The sequence below is a fragment of the Actinomadura craniellae genome, from assembly GCF_003289645.1.
Taxonomy (GTDB): domain Bacteria; phylum Actinomycetota; class Actinomycetes; order Streptosporangiales; family Streptosporangiaceae; genus Actinomadura_D; species Actinomadura_D craniellae.
The window spans coordinates 63,663-78,359 of the sequence record NZ_QLYX01000023.1; the positions used below are offsets into that span (position 1 = coordinate 63,663).

Sequence of the window (14,697 nt, forward strand, 5' to 3'; positions counted from 1 at the left end):
AGCTTGGTACGGCTCGACCCATCAGGCAACGCGCCGGAACATCACACCCCCGCTGACCGGCGCAAATGGTTACTCGGCGGTAGAGATGCGCTAGCGTCAATAAAGGACCACGATGGTTTGATGAACACCGCGGCCCACCCGGTCGTATGAACAGCGGTAAGCACAGAGGGGACCCCGTGGCTTCCGGACGCCAACGCTTTTCGATCATCAGCGACGGTCTGCCGAGCCAGCTCCCGGACATCAATCCAGATGAGACCCGGGAATGGCTGGAGTCGCTCGACACGGTACTCAAGACCGAGGGCCGGGGCCGGGCGCGCTATCTCATGCTCCGGCTGCTGGAACGAGCCCGCGAGCAGCAGGTCGGCGTGCCCGGCCTGCGCAGCACCGACTACATCAACACCATCCCACCGGAGCGGGAGCCCTGGTTCCCCGGTGATGAGCACATCGAACGTCGAGTGCGCGCCTACATCCGCTGGAACGCGGCCGTCATGGTCTCCCGGGCCAACCGGCCCGAGCTCTCGGTCGGCGGGCACATCGCCACCTACGCCTCGGCGGCCTCCCTGTACGAGGTGGGGTTCAACCACTTCTTCCGCGGCAAGGACCACGGCGAGTCGGGCGACCAGGTCTTCATCCAGGGCCACGCGGCGCCGGGCATCTACGCCCGGGCGTTCCTGGAGGGGCGGCTCTCCGAGGCCCGGCTGGAGGGCTTCCGGCAGGAGATCTCGCATCCCGGCGGCGGGCTGCCCTCCTACCCGCATCCCCGGCTGATGCCGGACTTCTGGGAGTTCCCGACCGTGTCGATGGGGCTGGGCGCCATCGGGGCGATCTACCAGGCCCGGTTCAACCGCTACCTGCTGGCCCGTGAGATCAAGGACACCTCGCGCTCGCACGTGTGGGCCTTCCTGGGTGACGGCGAGATGGACGAGCCCGAGTCGCTGGGCGCCATCGGCGTGGCCGCCCGCGAGGAACTCGACAACCTCACCTTCATCATCAACTGCAACCTGCAGCGGCTCGACGGCCCGGTCCGCGGCAACGGCAAGATCATCCAGGAGCTGGAGTCGTTCTTCCGCGGCGCGGGCTGGAACGTCATCAAGGTGATCTGGGGCCGCGACTGGGACCCGCTGCTGGCCCAGGACGTCGACGGGGCGCTCGTCAACAAGATGAACACCACCCCCGACGGCCAGTTCCAGACCTTCTCGGTGGAGAGCGGCTCCTACATCCGCGAGAACTTCTTCGGCGACGACCCGCGGCTGCGCCGGATGGTCCAGCACCTCGGCGACGACGACCTGCGCATGCTGTCGCGCGGCGGGCACGACTACCGCAAGCTGTACGCGGCGTTCAAGTCGGCCCGCGAGCACGTGGGGCAGCCGACGGTGATCCTCGCCCACACCATCAAGGGCTGGACGCTCGGGTCCGACTTCGAGGCCCGGATGTCCTCGCACCAGATGAAGAAGCTCACCAAGGCCGAGCTGAAGACCTTCCGCGACCGGCTCTTCCTGGAGATCCCCGACTCGGCCCTGGAGGCCGACCTGCCGCCCTTCTACCACCCGGGCGAGGACTCCGACGAGATCCAGTACATGCGGGAGCGCCGCGCCGCGCTCGGCGGCTACCTGCCCCGGCGGGTGGTCCGGGCCAAGCCGGTGAAACTGCCCGGCGACCCGGTCTACACCGAGCTGAAGAAGGGCTCGGGCAAGCAGGCCGTGGCCACGACGATGGCGTTCGTCCGGCTGCTCAAGGACCTCATGAAGGACAAGGAGATCGGCCACCGGTTCGTGCCGATCATCCCCGACGAGGCCCGTACGTTCGGCATGGACGCCATGTTCCCGACGGCGAAGATCTACTCGCCGCACGGGCAGACCTACGACGCCGCCGACCGCAAGCTGATGCTGACGTACAAGGAGTCCGAAAAGGGCCAGATCCTGCACGAGGGGATCAGCGAGGCCGGTGCCATGGCCTCGATGATCGCCACCGGGTCGGCGTACGCCACGCACGGCGAGCACATGATCCCGATCTACATCTTCTACTCGATGTTCGGGTTCCAGCGGACCGGCGACCAGATGTGGCAACTCGCCGACCAGATGGGCCGGGGCTTCCTGCTCGGCGCCACCGCCGGCCGCACCACGCTGACCGGGGAGGGCCTGCAGCACAACGACGGCCAGTCGCCGCTGCTGGCCTCGACCCACCCCGCGTGCGTCGCCTACGACCCGGCCTGGGCGTACGAGGTCTCGCACATCGTGCGCGACGGGCTGCGCCGGATGTACGGCTCCTCCGAGGAGCACCCGGCCGGTGAGGACGTCTACTACTACCTCACCGTCTACAACGAGCCGTACGTCCAGCCGGCCGAGCCGGCCGGCATCGACGTCGACGGCCTGCTCAGGGGCCTGTACCGGTTCGCCGAGGCGCCCGAGGTCACCGGTGACGGGAACGCGCCGCGAGCCCGGCTGCTGGCCTCGGGAGTGGCGATGCGGTGGGCCCAGGAGGCCCGGCGGATGCTCGCCGAGGACTGGGGCGTGGCCGCCGACCTGTGGTCGGCGACCTCCTGGTCGGAACTGCGCCGCGAGGCCATGCACAGCGACGCGTGGAACCTGCTGAACCCCGAGGCCGAGCAGCAGGTGCCGTACGTCACCCGGGCGCTGGAGAACTCGCCGGGGCCGATCGTGGCGGTGAGCGACTACATGCGCGCGGTACCCGACCAGATCGCCTCGTGGGTGCCGGGCGACTACTCCTCGCTGGGCACCGACGGGTTCGGTTTCTCCGACACCCGGGCCGCGGCGCGCCGGTTCTTCCACGTCGACGCGGCGTCGATCACCCTGGCGGTGCTGACCAGGCTGGTCCGCCGCGGGGAGATCAAGCCGGAGGTGCTGCCCCAGGCGATGGAGCGCTACCGGCTGAACGAGCCGATCGACCAGGTGTTCGCGGGCGGGGTGCAGACCGCCGAGAGCGGCGCCGGCGGCGAGGCCTGACGGGACGGGGCCGGGCACGACCGCCCGGCCCCGCATCCGCCCGCCGGTGACCCGGTCGAGGGCTCGGCGCCCCGGTCCCGTGCCGCGCGCGTCACAGCGAGCGCAGGAATCCGATCATGGCGTCGGACACCTCGGCGGGACGTTCCTGCTGGGTCCAGTGCCCGCAACCCGGTAGCCACACCGGCTCCCGCAGGTTCGGGATCAGCCCGCGCAGCCCCGCCACCCGGTCCGGGGCGATCGCGGCGAAGTCGCGTTCCCCGGCGATGTAGAGCGCGGGCGGGGTGACCGGGGCCCGGTGCCAGGCGGCGGTGAGCTCCCAGTTGCGGTCAAGGTTGCGGTACCAGTTGAGCGGTCCGGTGAATCCGCCCGCCGCGTACTGGGCGGCGTAGGCCGCGATGTCCTCTTCGGTCAGCCAGCCGGGCAGTTTCCCGGGCTCGGGGAAGCCGGCGAGGAAACCGTCGCTCTCGAACGCCACGGGCGCGTCGCCCGCGGCGTCCCCGGACGAGCCGGTGAGCAGCCGCCGGAACGTCGCCGGGAGGTCCCGGGCGAGTTCGGCGTCGGCCTCGCCGGGCCGCTGGAAGCGCACCATGTAGTAGTCCTCGCCCAGCGTCCGGCGCATGATCTCCAGCGGCGGGCGGGACGAGCGCGGCCGGTGGATGCCCGACAACCCGATGACGGCGCGCACCCGGTCGGGCCGGAACTGGGCGGCGTGCCAGGCCACCGGGGCTCCCCAGTCGTGCCCGGCAATCACGGCCCGATCGACGCCGAGCGCGTCCAGCAGGGCGAGCGCGTCTCCGGTCAGGTGCATGATCGAGTACTCCTCGACCCGCTCCGGGCGGTCGGTTCCGCCGTAGCCGCGCTGGTCCGGCGCCACGGCGTGGAAGCCCGCCTCGGCCAGCGCGACGAGCTGGTGCCGCCAGGAGTACCAGCTCTCGGGGAATCCGTGCAGCAGCAGCACCGTCGGGCCCGATCCGGCCTCGGCGATGCGCATGCGCAACCCGTTCACCTGCACATCGCGATGCGCGATCTCCGTCATCGGTGCGCCTCCCGGGTGGGCGATGGTCCGCGGCCGACGCTACCGCCCGCCCGGTGACCGGCGATCGGCCCCCCGGCGAAACCCAGGAAACAACTGCGCCGCTCGGGTTCGGGTCAGGCCAGGGAGCTCTCGCAGGCCGTGCGCGCCACGGTGGTGACGGCCGCGGCCAGGACGGCGAGCCGGCCGACCTCCGCGGCGTGGAAGGGGGGCGCGGCGACCCGGGCGGCCAGCAGCGTCCGGCCCGCCAGCGGCACCGCCGCGTAGCGGGTGCCGCCGGGCGCGGTGAACGCGTGCGGCCCGTCGTCGCGCGGCCGGGGCGGTTCGAACGGCTCGGGGGCCCGCCGGCTGGCGCGCTCCACCCGCCCGGCGTCCACCAGGACCGCCCAGTCGGCGCTGAAGGCGCCGGGGACCAGGTCGACCAGGTCCGCCGGTTCCCGCAGCCCGCCGAACACGGCGGTGTCGACGTGCGGGGACGGCACCTCGGCGAGATGCCAGACCCCGGCCACATGGGCCCCGTCGATCCCCGCGAGCTCGTCGCACAGCGAGCTGACCGGGGCGGCGTCCGGCCAGGTGACGATGAAGTCGTCGAGCGCCCGGCCACTGGCACGTTCCAGAACCACGACCTCGAGAATGTCCGCGCCGGCGTACCCCATCGCCACCGCGACCCGGCCCAGCGCTCCGGGCTGGTCGGGCACGCTCACTCGAACTCGAAGAAACACGGCGACCCTCCACCCGGCAGACTCTCCGGTACCACCGGAGCGTGCTCCACGCCGATTTCCGGAATGTTTCGCCGAGGTATCGACCAGAACACGGTTCGGGAACTCCGATACCGCCCGAAGGCCGCCGCTCCGGCGTCCTCGCGCATGGCGAGGTCAGAGACCCGCGCCGGGGATGACACCCTAATGACGTGGAGACCCCGGAGGAGACGGCACTGCGCGCGCAGACGGCCAAGCGCCTGGAACAGGCGATGGGCACGTTCGGCACCGCGGCGCTGAGCAACATGGAACAGCGGCTGCCCTGGTTCCGGCGAATGCCCGCCGACCAGCGGTCCTGGATCGGGCTCGTGGCGCAGGCGGGGATCGCGGCGTTCGTCGAGTGGTTCGCCAGCGCGGAGAAGACCCGCCCGGCCATCGCCGGGGAGGTGTTCGGTACCGCCCCCCGCGAACTGCTGCGCGCGGTCAAGCTCCAGCACACCATCGACATGGTGCGCGTGCTGATCGACGTCGTCGAGGAGCGCCTCGACGAGCTGGCCGCGCCGGGCGGCGAATCCCAGCTGCGCGAGGCCATCCTGCGGTACACCCGGGATGTGGCCTTCGGCGCGGCCCAGGTGTACGCCCGGGCCGCGGAGACCCGCGCCGCCTGGGACGCCCGGCTGGAGGCGCTGATCGTCAACGCCGTGCTGCGCGGCGAGGTCGACGACAGCATGCACTCGTGGGCCGCGGCGCTGGGCTGGTCGGCCAAGCCCGTGGTGGTGATCGCCGGATACACCCCCGAGGACGAGGAGCCGGAGGCGGTGATCGACCACATGCAGATGGCCGCCCGCCGGGCCCGCGCGGACGTCCTGGCCGGGGTGCAGGGCTCCCGGGTCGTCGTGGTCGTGGGCGGAGCCGACGACCCGCTGGAGGCCGCCCGGCCGATCGCCGCCAAGTGCGGCCCCGGGCCGGTCGTGGTCGGCCCACAGGTGCCCGACCTCTACGGCGCCACGATCTCGGCGCAGGCGGCGCTGGCCGGCCTGCGCGCGGCCGCCGGCTGGCCGGACGCGCCCCGCCCGGTGTCGGCCGCCGAGCTGCTGCCCGAGCGGGCGCTGGACGGCGACGAGGAGGCCCGCCGGTACCTGGTCGACCAGGTGTACGCCCCGATGTGCGCCGCGGGCGCTCCCCTGCTCGACACGCTCACCACGTATCTGGAGCAGGGCTCCTCGCTGGAGGCCACGGCGCGACTGCTGTTCGTCCACCCCAACACGGTGCGTTACCGGCTGCGCCGGGTCGCGGAGCTGACCGACCTGCCCCCGACCGACGGCCGGTCGGCGTTCACCCTGCGAATCGCCCTGGTCCTGGGGCGTTTCGATGACCGTTCACCCGGTTCCGCCACCGGCGGAAGGACCGGTTGACGCCCTTGTAGGGGTCGCACAAAGGCACGCCGCGAAAGTTCGTACCGATCGACATCGGCGTGCCATACCCATACAGGGCAGGGTGGGAGGCGTGATTCTCCTCGCATCGCCCGGCCAGGGCGCCCAGTCCCCCGGATTCCTCCAGCCATGGCTTGAGGTCCCCGGCGTCGCCGACCGGCTGACCTGGTGGTCCGCCGTGACCGGCCTGGACCTGGTGCGGTACGGCACGGAGGCCGACGCCGAGGAGATCCGCGACACCGCCGTGGCCCAGCCGCTGCTGGTGAGCGCGGCCCTGGCCGCCGCCGCCGCGCTGGACGTGACGCCGGGCGCGGTCGCCGGGCACAGCGTCGGCGAGCTGGCCGCCGCCGCGCTCGCCGGGGTGCTGACCCCCGAGGCCGCCCTGGTGCTGGTCCGTGAGCGGGGCCGGGCGATGGCCGAGGCCGCCGCGGTGACCGAAACCGGCATGACGGCGGTGCTCGGCGGCGACCCCGACGAGGTGCTCACCGCGATCGACAAGCACGGCCTCACCCCCGCCAACATCAACGGCGCCGGCCAGGTGGTCGCCGCCGGAACGATGCGGCAGCTCGCCGAGTTCGCCGACGAGCCACCCGCCAAGGCCCGGCTGCGCCCGCTGTCGGTGGCCGGCGCGTTCCACACCGTGCACATGGCGCCCGCCGTCGACCGGCTGCAGGCCCTGGCCCCGGGGATGCCGGTGGCCGACCCCGCGGTGACCCTGCTGTCCAACCGCGACGGCGCGGTGGTCACCGACGGCCGTGAGTACGTCCGGCGGCTGGTCGAGCAGGTCAGCGCGCCGGTCCGGTGGGACTCCTGCATGGCGACCATGCGCGAGCTCGGGGTCACCGCGATCATCGAACTGCCGCCCGCAGGCACCCTGGTGGGGCTCGCCCGCCGCGAACTCAAGGGCGTCGAGACGCTCGCCCTCAAAACCCCCGAGGACCTCGACAAGGCCCGCGAGCTGATCAAGGCGCACTCGGCATGACCGCCCCCCTGCACGCCCCCCGGCCCCTGCCCGGCGCCCGCGTCCTCGCGTTCGGCGACTACCAGCCCGCCCAGGTCGTCACCAACGATGACCTGGCCAAGACCATCGACACCAACGACGAGTGGATCCGCAGCCGCGTCGGCATCGTCGAGCGGCGCATCGCGGGTCCCGACGAGACCGTCGTCGACATGGCCGTCCACGCGGGCGGCAAGGCGCTGGCGGGCAGCGGGCTGGCGCCCGAGGACATCGACCTGGTGATCGTCGCCACCTGCTCGGCCGAGACGCCGATGCCCAACCAGGCGGCGACCACCGCCCACCGGCTGGGCATCAGCGCTCCCGGCGCGTTCGACCTGAACGCCGCCTGCTCGGGCTTCTGCTACGCGCTGTCCACGGCGAACTCCGCGATCGTGGCCGGCAGCGCGCGCAACGTGCTGGTGATCGGCGCCGAGAAGATGTCCCAGTGGATCGACTGGGCCGACCGCTCCACCAGCATCATCTTCGCCGACGGCGCCGGCGCCGCGGTCGTCGGCGGCGCCGACCGGCCTGGTATCGGCCCGGTCGTCTGGGGCAGCGCCGGCGACCAGGCCGACAAGATCACCATTGCCGACCGGCACTCCTTCCTCACGCAGGAGGGGCAGGCGGTCTTCCGCTGGGCCACCACGGCGATGGCGCCGGTGGCGCTGGCGGCGTGCGAGCGGGCCGGCGTCCGGCCCGAAGAGCTCGCCGCGTTCGTCCCGCACCAGGCCAACCTGCGCATCATCGAGGCGATCGCGCGCCGGCTGAAGGCCGTCAACGCGGTGGTGGCCGACGACATCGTCCATGCGGGCAACACCTCGGCGGCCTCGATCCCCATGGCCCTGTCCCGCATGATCGAGCGCGGCGACGTTCCGTCCGGCGCCCCCGCCCTGCTGGTCGGGTTCGGCGCCGGATTGGCCTACGCTGCGCAAGTCATCCAGATCCCGTAGCCGGCGTCGCTCGATGGCCGGTCACTAAACCAGAGGAGAAGGCACACCATGGCAACTGTCACCGAACAGGAGATCCTGGACGGTCTCGGCGAGATCATCGAGGAGATCGTCGGTATTCCGGCGGCTGAGGTGACCCCCGAGAAGAACTTCATCGACGACCTCGACATCGACTCGCTGTCGATGGTCGAGATCGCGGTGGCCGCGCAGGACAAGTTCGGCGTCGAGATCCCCGACGACGAGCTGCGCAACCTCAAGACGGTCAAGGATGTCATCGGCTTCGTCCAGAACCTGTCGGCCAAGGCCTGAGGCGCGTGCGGCGCGCCGCGGACCGGAACCGACCGGCCCGCGGCGCGCCGTCCCCCCAGCCCGGTTTCCCGAGGAGCACAGACATGAGCACTAACCAGGTCAAGGTGGCCATCACCGGTCTCGGTGCCACGACCCCGCTCGGTGGCGACGTGGCGTCGACCTGGTCCGCGCTGCTCGCCGGCCGGTCCGGTGTGCGGAAGCTGGACTGGGAAGACGTCGAGGAACTGCCGACGCACTTCGCCGCCACCATCGCGGTGGAGTCCGACCAGGTGATGCCCAAGCACCGGCTGCGCCGGCTCGACCGCTGCCAGGCCTTCGCGCTGACCGCGTCGATCGAGGCGTGGAAGGACGCCGGGATGGCCCACGGGGACCAGTCCGGCTTCGAGGTCGACGGCGACCGGCTGGGCGTGGTCGTCTCCAGCGGCATCGGCGGGCTGCTGACCGCCCTGAACGGCTACGACCAGTACCGCAAGACGGGCTGGAAGCGGACCTCCCCGTTCACCGTGCCGATGCTGATGCCCAACGGCGCGGCCGGCCACGTGGGACTGGAGTTCGGCGCCAGGGCGGGCGTGCACGCGCTGGTCAGCGCCTGCGCCTCCAGTGCCGAGGCGCTCGGGTACGCGATCGACATGATCCGCACCGGCCGGGCCGACGTGGTGGTCGCGGGCGGCACCGAGGCCACCATCCACCCCTTCAACATCGCCTCGTTCGGCGCCATGCGGGCGATGTCGACCCGCAACGACGAGCCCGAGCGGGCGTCCCGCCCCTACGACAAGAACCGTGACGGGTTCGTCCTCGGTGAGGGCTCCGCGTCGCTGGTCCTGGAGTCCGAGGAGCACGCCCGGGCCCGCGGGGCGCGGATCTACGCGTACGCCTCCGGCGCCGGCTACTCAGCCGACGCCCACGACATCGTGCAGCCCGACCCGACGGGCGCCGGTGCGGCCACCGCGATGCGGCGGGCGCTGGAGAACTCCGGCCTGCGGCCCGAGGACATCGTGCACATCAACGCGCACGCCACCTCCACCCCGCAGGGCGACGTGGCCGAGATCGCCGCGATCAAGTCCGCGCTCGGCCCGGCCGCCTACCAGACGGTCATCACCGGCACCAAGTCGATGACCGGGCACCTGCTCGGCGGGGCCGGCGCACTGGAGTCGGTGGCGACCGTGCTGGCCCTGCACGAGGGCGTGGTGCCCGCCACCGCCAACCTCGAGGACCTCGACGACGCGGTGGACCTCCACATCGCCCAGGGCGAGCCGTACAAGCTGCCCGACGGGCCCGCCGCCGCCCTCAACAACTCCTTCGGTTTCGGCGGCCACAACGTGTGCGTCGCCTTCCAGCGCGCTGTCTGACTAGGGAGCGAACCACGTGACCGTGCTCGATAACCGGGTGCTCGACCCAGGCACCACCGACGAGCAGGAAGAACTCGATCCGCGGCATCCGCGGGTCCGGCTCTCCGCTCTCTTCGACGACGGCACCTTCCGCCCGCTCACCTCCGAAGACGACGGGAGCGGGACGCTCGCCGGCATCGGCCGGATCGAGGGCATGCCGGTCGCGGCGTTCGCCAGCGACCCCCGCGTCCAGGGCGGGGCGATGGGCACGGCCGGGTGCGAGGCCATCGTGCTCGCCTACGACCACGCCGTGAAGGAGCGCCTGCCGATCATCGGGCTGTGGCACTCGGGCGGCGCCCGGCTGGCCGAGGGCGTCGAGTCGCTGCACGCCGTCGGCACGGTCTTCGCCGCGATGACCCGGGCGTCCGGTGTGGTGCCGCAGATCTCGGTGGTGCTCGGCGCCGCAGCGGGCGGCGCCGCCTACGGGCCGGCGCTGACCGACATCGTGATCCTGTCGCAGCAGGGCAAGATCTTCGTCACCGGCCCGGACGTGGTCCGTTCGGTGACCGGCGAAGAGATCGACATGGCCTCGCTGGGCGGGCCCGAACCGCACTCCAAGAAGTCCGGTGTCGTGCACGTGGTCGCCAAGGACGACACCGAGGCGCTGGTCCGGGCCCGGACGCTGGCGACGCTGCTCGGCCACCAGGGCCGGCTGCGCACCGAGTCGGTGGCCGAGCGTGACTTCTCCGAGCTGCTGCCCGAAAGCCCGCGCCGCGCGTACAACGTCAAGCCGCTGGTCCACGGTCTGGTGGACGACACGGACCAGCTGGTCGAGCTGCACCCCAAGTGGGCGCCCAACATCGTCACCGCGCTGGGCCGGCTGGGTGGGCGCACGATCGGCGTGATCGCCAACAACCCGCTCCGGCTGGGCGGCTGCCTGGACTCCACCTCGGCTGAGAAGGCGGCCCGGTTCGTGCGGATGTGCGATGCCTTCGGGGTCCCGCTGGTCGTGCTGGTCGACGTGCCGGGCTACCTGCCCGGGGTCGGCCAGGAGCACGAGGGCGTGGTGCGCCGCGGCGCCAAGCTGCTGCACGCCTTCGCCGAGGCGACCGTGCCGCGCGTCACGCTGGTGACCCGCAAGGCGTACGGCGGCGCCTACATCGCGATGAACTCGCGGTCGCTGGGCGCCACCCGGGTCTTCGCCTGGCCGACCGCCGAGCTCGCCGTGATGGGCGCGCTGGCGGCCGTCCGGGTGCTGCACCGGCGCAAGATCGCCGCCGTGCCGGAGGAGGAGCGCCCCGCCCTGGAGGCCGAGCTCGCCGCCGAACACGAGAAGATCGCCGGTGGGCTGGAGCGCGCCCGCGACCTCGGGGTGATCGACGAGGTCATCGAGCCCGACAAGTCCCGGAGCGCCATCGCCCGGGCCATCGCCGAGGCCATTCCGGCCCGCGGCGCGCACGGCAACATCCCGCTGTAGATCCCGCTGTAACCCGCTCTCGACGCCGAAAGGGGCGCCGCCGGTCTCCCGGCGGCGCCCCTTTCCGGCGTTCCCTGCTCAGACGGCCGCGTGCAGCCAGCGGACCGGGGCACCGTCGCCGGCCCGGCGGAACGGCTCCAGCTCGTTGTCCCACGGGGTGCCGAGCAGCCGCTCCAGCTCGCTTTCGATGGTGAACTTGCCGACGGCGGCGTTGGCCATGGCGGTGCGCAGCCGGTCCTCGGGCACGAGGATGTCGCCGTTGGCGCCGGTCACCCCGGTGAAGACGCCGAGCGAGGGGGTGAAGCTGTACCGGGTGCCGTCGCAGCCCGGCGAGGCGTCCTCGGTGACCTCGAACCGCAGCAGCTTCCAGTTGCGCAGCGCAGAGGTGATGGCGGCGGCCACGCCCCCCGTCCCGCCCTCCCAGCACAGCTCGGCGCGCAGCGTGCCAGGCGCGGCGGGCTGATCGGTCCACGCCAAAGACGCGGGCACGCCGAGAACACCTGCGACGGCCCACTCGATATGCGGGCACAGCGCAGGTGGCGCGGAGTGGACGTAGAAAACGCCACGTGCGGTCACCGGACCTCCTGGTTGCGTACCGAGGCTCGTCTTCCCCTACGGCCTCGTACGTCCCATGAAGGCTTCCGCGCCCATCATTGTGCATCATCCGACCCGGCCCGCACCAGCGCTCAGTCCCTGTTGGCCTGAACAACCGGCCATGCCCGGGTAAAGGCGACGGCCCCGCTCGCCACTTTCGCGAAACCCCCGTCAGCGTCGGCGGCGAGCGGTGTCAGGGTGGCCGTCGCGAACCCAGGGTAGGAAGCCCGAAGTCCCGGGCGGCAGGGACCGCGGTCCCTGCCGTCCCGGGCGCCACAGCCCGAGCGCGACGCCCACGACGGCCAGCGCGGGCACAAAGTCGCCGTACCGCACATAAGGCGTGCGCCCGGTCGCCGGCGGCACCTCCAGCCGCACGACGACCGCCCCGCGCCGCTCGGTGCCCGCCCAGGCCAGCCGCCGGCCGCGAGCGTCAAAGGCCGCCGACACCCCGGTCAGCGCCGCCTGCACCACCGGCCGGCCGGTCTCGGCGGCGCGGACCGCGCCCAGGCTCGCATGCTGGGCCGGGGCCCAGCTCTGCTGGAAGGTGGACGTGGCCGACTGGTAGACGACCACCTCGGCACCGCGTCGCACCACCGCGCGGCCAAGGTCGGGGAAGGCCGACTCGAAGCAGATCAGCGGCCCGAGCACGGTCCCGTCCGCGGTCATGACCGACGCGCCGGTGCCGGGCACCCGGTCCCGCTCCGCGGCCTCGCTGATCGCGGCCAGCCCGCCGAGCAGCGGGCGTGCCGGGATGTACTCCCCGAAGGGCACCAGCCGGGTCTTGACGTAATCGGCGCGGGGGCCGTCGGGGCCGATCAGGACCGACCGCTTGGCGATCCGGCCGTGGACGTCGGCGGCATCCGTGTTGACCAGCAGCGCGCCGCGGGCGGCGAGGCGGGACAGCCGGGCCGTCAGGTCGGGCCGCCGGGCCAGGTCGAACCCCACGGAGCTCTCCCCCCAGACGACGAGGTCCACGGGAGGCAGCCCGGCGGTGATCCGCTCCCCCGCGTCGAACCGTGCCGACGGGCCGTGGATCACCCCTGGCTGGACCAGCGCCACGGTGCGGGTTCGCTGCACGGGCGGGTCGGCCCGCACCGCATGCACGATCGGGCCCGCCGCGACGAGCGCCGCGGCGACGGCGAGGAGGAGCGGGCCGCGCCGCAGGACGGCGAGGGCCAGCGCGGTGTTGACCGCGACCAGGACGGCGCTCACCAGCCAGACCCCGCCCAGGGCGGCCAGATCCAGGACGGCCGGGTACCGCCACTGGCTCGCCCCCAGCAGCGCCCACGGACCGCCCAGCGCCGCCCAGGATCGCGCGTACTCGACGAGCACCCAGCCACCCGGAACCGCCGCCAGGGCGACCACCGCGGGCCCGCCCAGCGAGGACCAGGCCAGAAATCCCCAGCCGGCCCAGAGCGCGCCGAAGACGGCCGCCACCAGAAGCAGCCCGGGGCCGATGTTGGGCACCGTCCAGTGCAGCGCGGCCAGCAGGTAGCCCGCGCCGAAGCCCCAGCCCCGGCAGGCCGCGGCCCGGCCATCCCCCGCCGCCGCGATCACCAGCAGGCCGGGGACCAGCAGGAACCAGGCCGCCCAGCCGAGCCCCGGGCCGGGAAAGGCCAGCACGGGCAGCGCACCGGTGAGCGGAGGGACCGCCCACCGAGCCCATGAAGAGGCCGCCACCTGCCCAGTTACCCACTTTCGGGACATCACGGCAACCTCCATTACGCTGCGCAGCTATTCAGGCACAATAGGTCGATGTCCGATCGTGAAGCTTGGCTGGAACGGTTACTCGCCCGGCACCCGGACGCCGTCCCGGTGGAGGCGCTGCCCGGCCGGCCGACCCTGATCAGGCGCGACGAGCTGCTGGTCGCCCCGGAGCACGCGCCGACCGTGGAGGGTCTGGTCCGGCGGTGGCACGACTCGCGGCGCGATGATCCGGGCGGCTGCCTGCTCCGGCTGCGCGGGCCGGCCCGGGTCGACGTCTGCGACCTGGCGGCCCGGCTCGGTGCGGGTTCGCTGGCCGCCACCCCCAACCATCTGGTGCACGGCCAGCCGCTGTGGTGGTCGGGGCCGGCCGGCCCGCCCCGTCCGGTTCCGCCCGTGCCGGCCCCCGTCGCCGGGGCCGGGCGCCGGGTGGTGACGGTCGCCGTGCTCGACACCGGGCTGTCCCCGCACCCCTGGTACGAGCGCACCGGCTGGTACGCGGAGCATCCCCCGGACGCCGCGGAGGTCCTCGACACCGACCTCGACCTCGAACTGGACTCCCAGGCCGGGCACGGCACGTTCGTGGCCGGGGTGCTGTTGCAACACGCGCCCGCCGTCCGGTTGCGCGCGCACCGGGTGATCGGCGGGGACGGGATCGGCGACGAGTTCACCGTTCTCCGGGCGCTGGCCCGGATGGGCCGGCCCGACATCGTCAACATCTCGCTCGGCTGCCACACCTACGACGACCGGCCCTCGCCGGTGCTCGGCCGGGCGCTGGCCGCGCTGGACGGCACGGTCGCGGTCGCCTGCGCGGGCAACGGCGCCACCGACCGGCCGTTCTGGCCCGCCGCGCTCGACCAGGTGATCGCGGTGGGCGCGCTGGACGGCGCGGACCGGGCCTGGTTCTCCAACCACGGCCCCTGGGTCGACGCGTGCGCGCCCGGCGTGGACGTGCGCAGCTGTCACGTGCGGTTCCCGGCGGCCGAGGACGGCGACCCGCCCGCGTTCGAGGGCTACGCCGCCTGGAGCGGCACCTCGTTCGCCGCCCCCGCCGTGGCCGGCACGATCGCCGCCCTCGCCGCCGCGCACGACCTCTCCGCCCGGGACGCGGCCGCCCGCCTGCTCGCCCCGCCCACCCGCACCCTCCCCGGCCTCGGCGCCGTCGTCACCGAGCCGAGGGAGTGAGCGGATTTCGCGGAGATCGGGTGTTGTCC

General features: G+C 72.9%; 12 protein-coding genes. 8 read left to right on the forward strand and 4 right to left on the reverse strand.

Translation table 11 applies throughout. The annotated features are described in order from the left end of the window. The first annotated feature begins 176 nt into the window (after positions 1–176). A complete protein-coding gene (gene aceE, locus DPM19_RS33030) occupies positions 177–2,963 on the forward strand; it encodes a pyruvate dehydrogenase (acetyl-transferring), homodimeric type (RefSeq protein WP_456049253.1) in 2,787 nt (928 codons plus the stop codon). A 91-nt stretch (positions 2,964–3,054) separates the two neighbouring features. Here aceE and DPM19_RS33035 read toward each other — a convergent pair whose 3' ends face one another. Together DPM19_RS33035 and DPM19_RS33040 are read right to left on the reverse strand one after the other, a co-directional pair. Beyond that, positions 3,055–3,999 carry an alpha/beta fold hydrolase gene (locus DPM19_RS33035; protein ID WP_111872026.1) on the reverse strand — a complete coding sequence of 315 codons (945 nt, stop codon included), beginning with the start codon at positions 3,997–3,999 and terminating at the stop codon, positions 3,055–3,057. A gap of 113 nt (positions 4,000–4,112) precedes the next feature. After that, the gene (locus DPM19_RS33040; RefSeq protein WP_199485415.1) at positions 4,113–4,700 is read right to left on the reverse strand and encodes an ACT domain-containing protein; all 588 of its coding nucleotides are present in this window, start codon (positions 4,698–4,700) and stop codon (positions 4,113–4,115) included. A gap of 266 nt (positions 4,701–4,966) precedes the next feature. Here DPM19_RS33040 and DPM19_RS33045 point away from each other — a divergent pair, with 266 nt between their 5' ends. From DPM19_RS33045 to DPM19_RS33070, 6 genes are all read left to right on the forward strand, one after another. Continuing rightward, positions 4,967–6,109, forward strand: coding sequence for a PucR family transcriptional regulator (locus DPM19_RS33045; protein ID WP_111872055.1), 1,143 nt, complete (start codon positions 4,967–4,969; stop codon positions 6,107–6,109). Positions 6,110–6,200: 91 nt separating this feature from the next. Continuing rightward, complete coding sequence (locus DPM19_RS33050; RefSeq protein WP_111872028.1) at positions 6,201–7,109, forward strand: ACP S-malonyltransferase; 909 nt, start codon at positions 6,201–6,203, stop codon at positions 7,107–7,109. Continuing rightward, positions 7,106–8,074 (forward strand): beta-ketoacyl-ACP synthase III, encoded by a 969-nt coding sequence (locus tag DPM19_RS33055; RefSeq protein WP_111872029.1) that lies wholly within the window; start codon positions 7,106–7,108, stop codon positions 8,072–8,074. The genes DPM19_RS33050 and DPM19_RS33055 overlap by 4 nt, the downstream gene beginning before the upstream one ends. A gap of 48 nt (positions 8,075–8,122) precedes the next feature. Next, the gene (locus tag DPM19_RS33060) at positions 8,123–8,380 is read left to right on the forward strand and encodes an acyl carrier protein (RefSeq protein WP_111872030.1); all 258 of its coding nucleotides are present in this window, start codon (positions 8,123–8,125) and stop codon (positions 8,378–8,380) included. Positions 8,381–8,463: 83 nt separating this feature from the next. Next, positions 8,464–9,729 carry a beta-ketoacyl-[acyl-carrier-protein] synthase family protein gene (locus DPM19_RS33065; RefSeq protein ID WP_111872031.1) on the forward strand — a complete coding sequence of 422 codons (1,266 nt, stop codon included), beginning with the start codon at positions 8,464–8,466 and terminating at the stop codon, positions 9,727–9,729. Positions 9,730–9,745: 16 nt separating this feature from the next. Next, entirely contained in the window at positions 9,746–11,185 is a 1,440-nt protein-coding gene (locus DPM19_RS33070; RefSeq protein ID WP_111872032.1) for an acyl-CoA carboxylase subunit beta, read from the forward strand. Between the two features lie 78 nt (positions 11,186–11,263). Here DPM19_RS33070 and DPM19_RS33075 read toward each other — a convergent pair whose 3' ends face one another. Together DPM19_RS33075 and lnt are read right to left on the reverse strand one after the other, a co-directional pair. Then, complete coding sequence (locus DPM19_RS33075) at positions 11,264–11,761, reverse strand: DUF3145 domain-containing protein (protein ID WP_111872033.1); 498 nt, start codon at positions 11,759–11,761, stop codon at positions 11,264–11,266. 189 nt (positions 11,762–11,950) lie between these two features. Further along, complete coding sequence (lnt, locus tag DPM19_RS33080) at positions 11,951–13,402, reverse strand: apolipoprotein N-acyltransferase (RefSeq protein ID WP_158566969.1); 1,452 nt, start codon at positions 13,400–13,402, stop codon at positions 11,951–11,953. Positions 13,403–13,534: 132 nt separating this feature from the next. Here lnt and DPM19_RS33085 point away from each other — a divergent pair, with 132 nt between their 5' ends. Then, the gene (locus DPM19_RS33085) at positions 13,535–14,668 is read left to right on the forward strand and encodes a S8 family peptidase (RefSeq protein WP_111872035.1); all 1,134 of its coding nucleotides are present in this window, start codon (positions 13,535–13,537) and stop codon (positions 14,666–14,668) included. The last annotated feature ends 29 nt before the right edge of the window (positions 14,669–14,697 follow it).

What these genes read in the sequence shown, in the direction of transcription:
- DPM19_RS33035 (WP_111872026.1), bottom strand. Translation starts at nt 3,999, where the DNA reads ATGACGGAGATCGCGCATCGCGATGTGCAGGTGAACGGGTTGCGCATG.
- DPM19_RS33045 (WP_111872055.1), top strand. Translation starts at nt 4,967, where the DNA reads ATGGGCACGTTCGGCACCGCGGCGCTGAGCAACATGGAACAGCGGCTG.
- DPM19_RS33055 (WP_111872029.1), top strand. Translation starts at nt 7,106, where the DNA reads ATGACCGCCCCCCTGCACGCCCCCCGGCCCCTGCCCGGCGCCCGCGTC.
- DPM19_RS33060 (WP_111872030.1), top strand. Translation starts at nt 8,123, where the DNA reads ATGGCAACTGTCACCGAACAGGAGATCCTGGACGGTCTCGGCGAGATC.
- DPM19_RS33065 (WP_111872031.1), top strand. Translation starts at nt 8,464, where the DNA reads ATGAGCACTAACCAGGTCAAGGTGGCCATCACCGGTCTCGGTGCCACG.
- DPM19_RS33085 (WP_111872035.1), top strand. Translation starts at nt 13,535, where the DNA reads ATGTCCGATCGTGAAGCTTGGCTGGAACGGTTACTCGCCCGGCACCCG.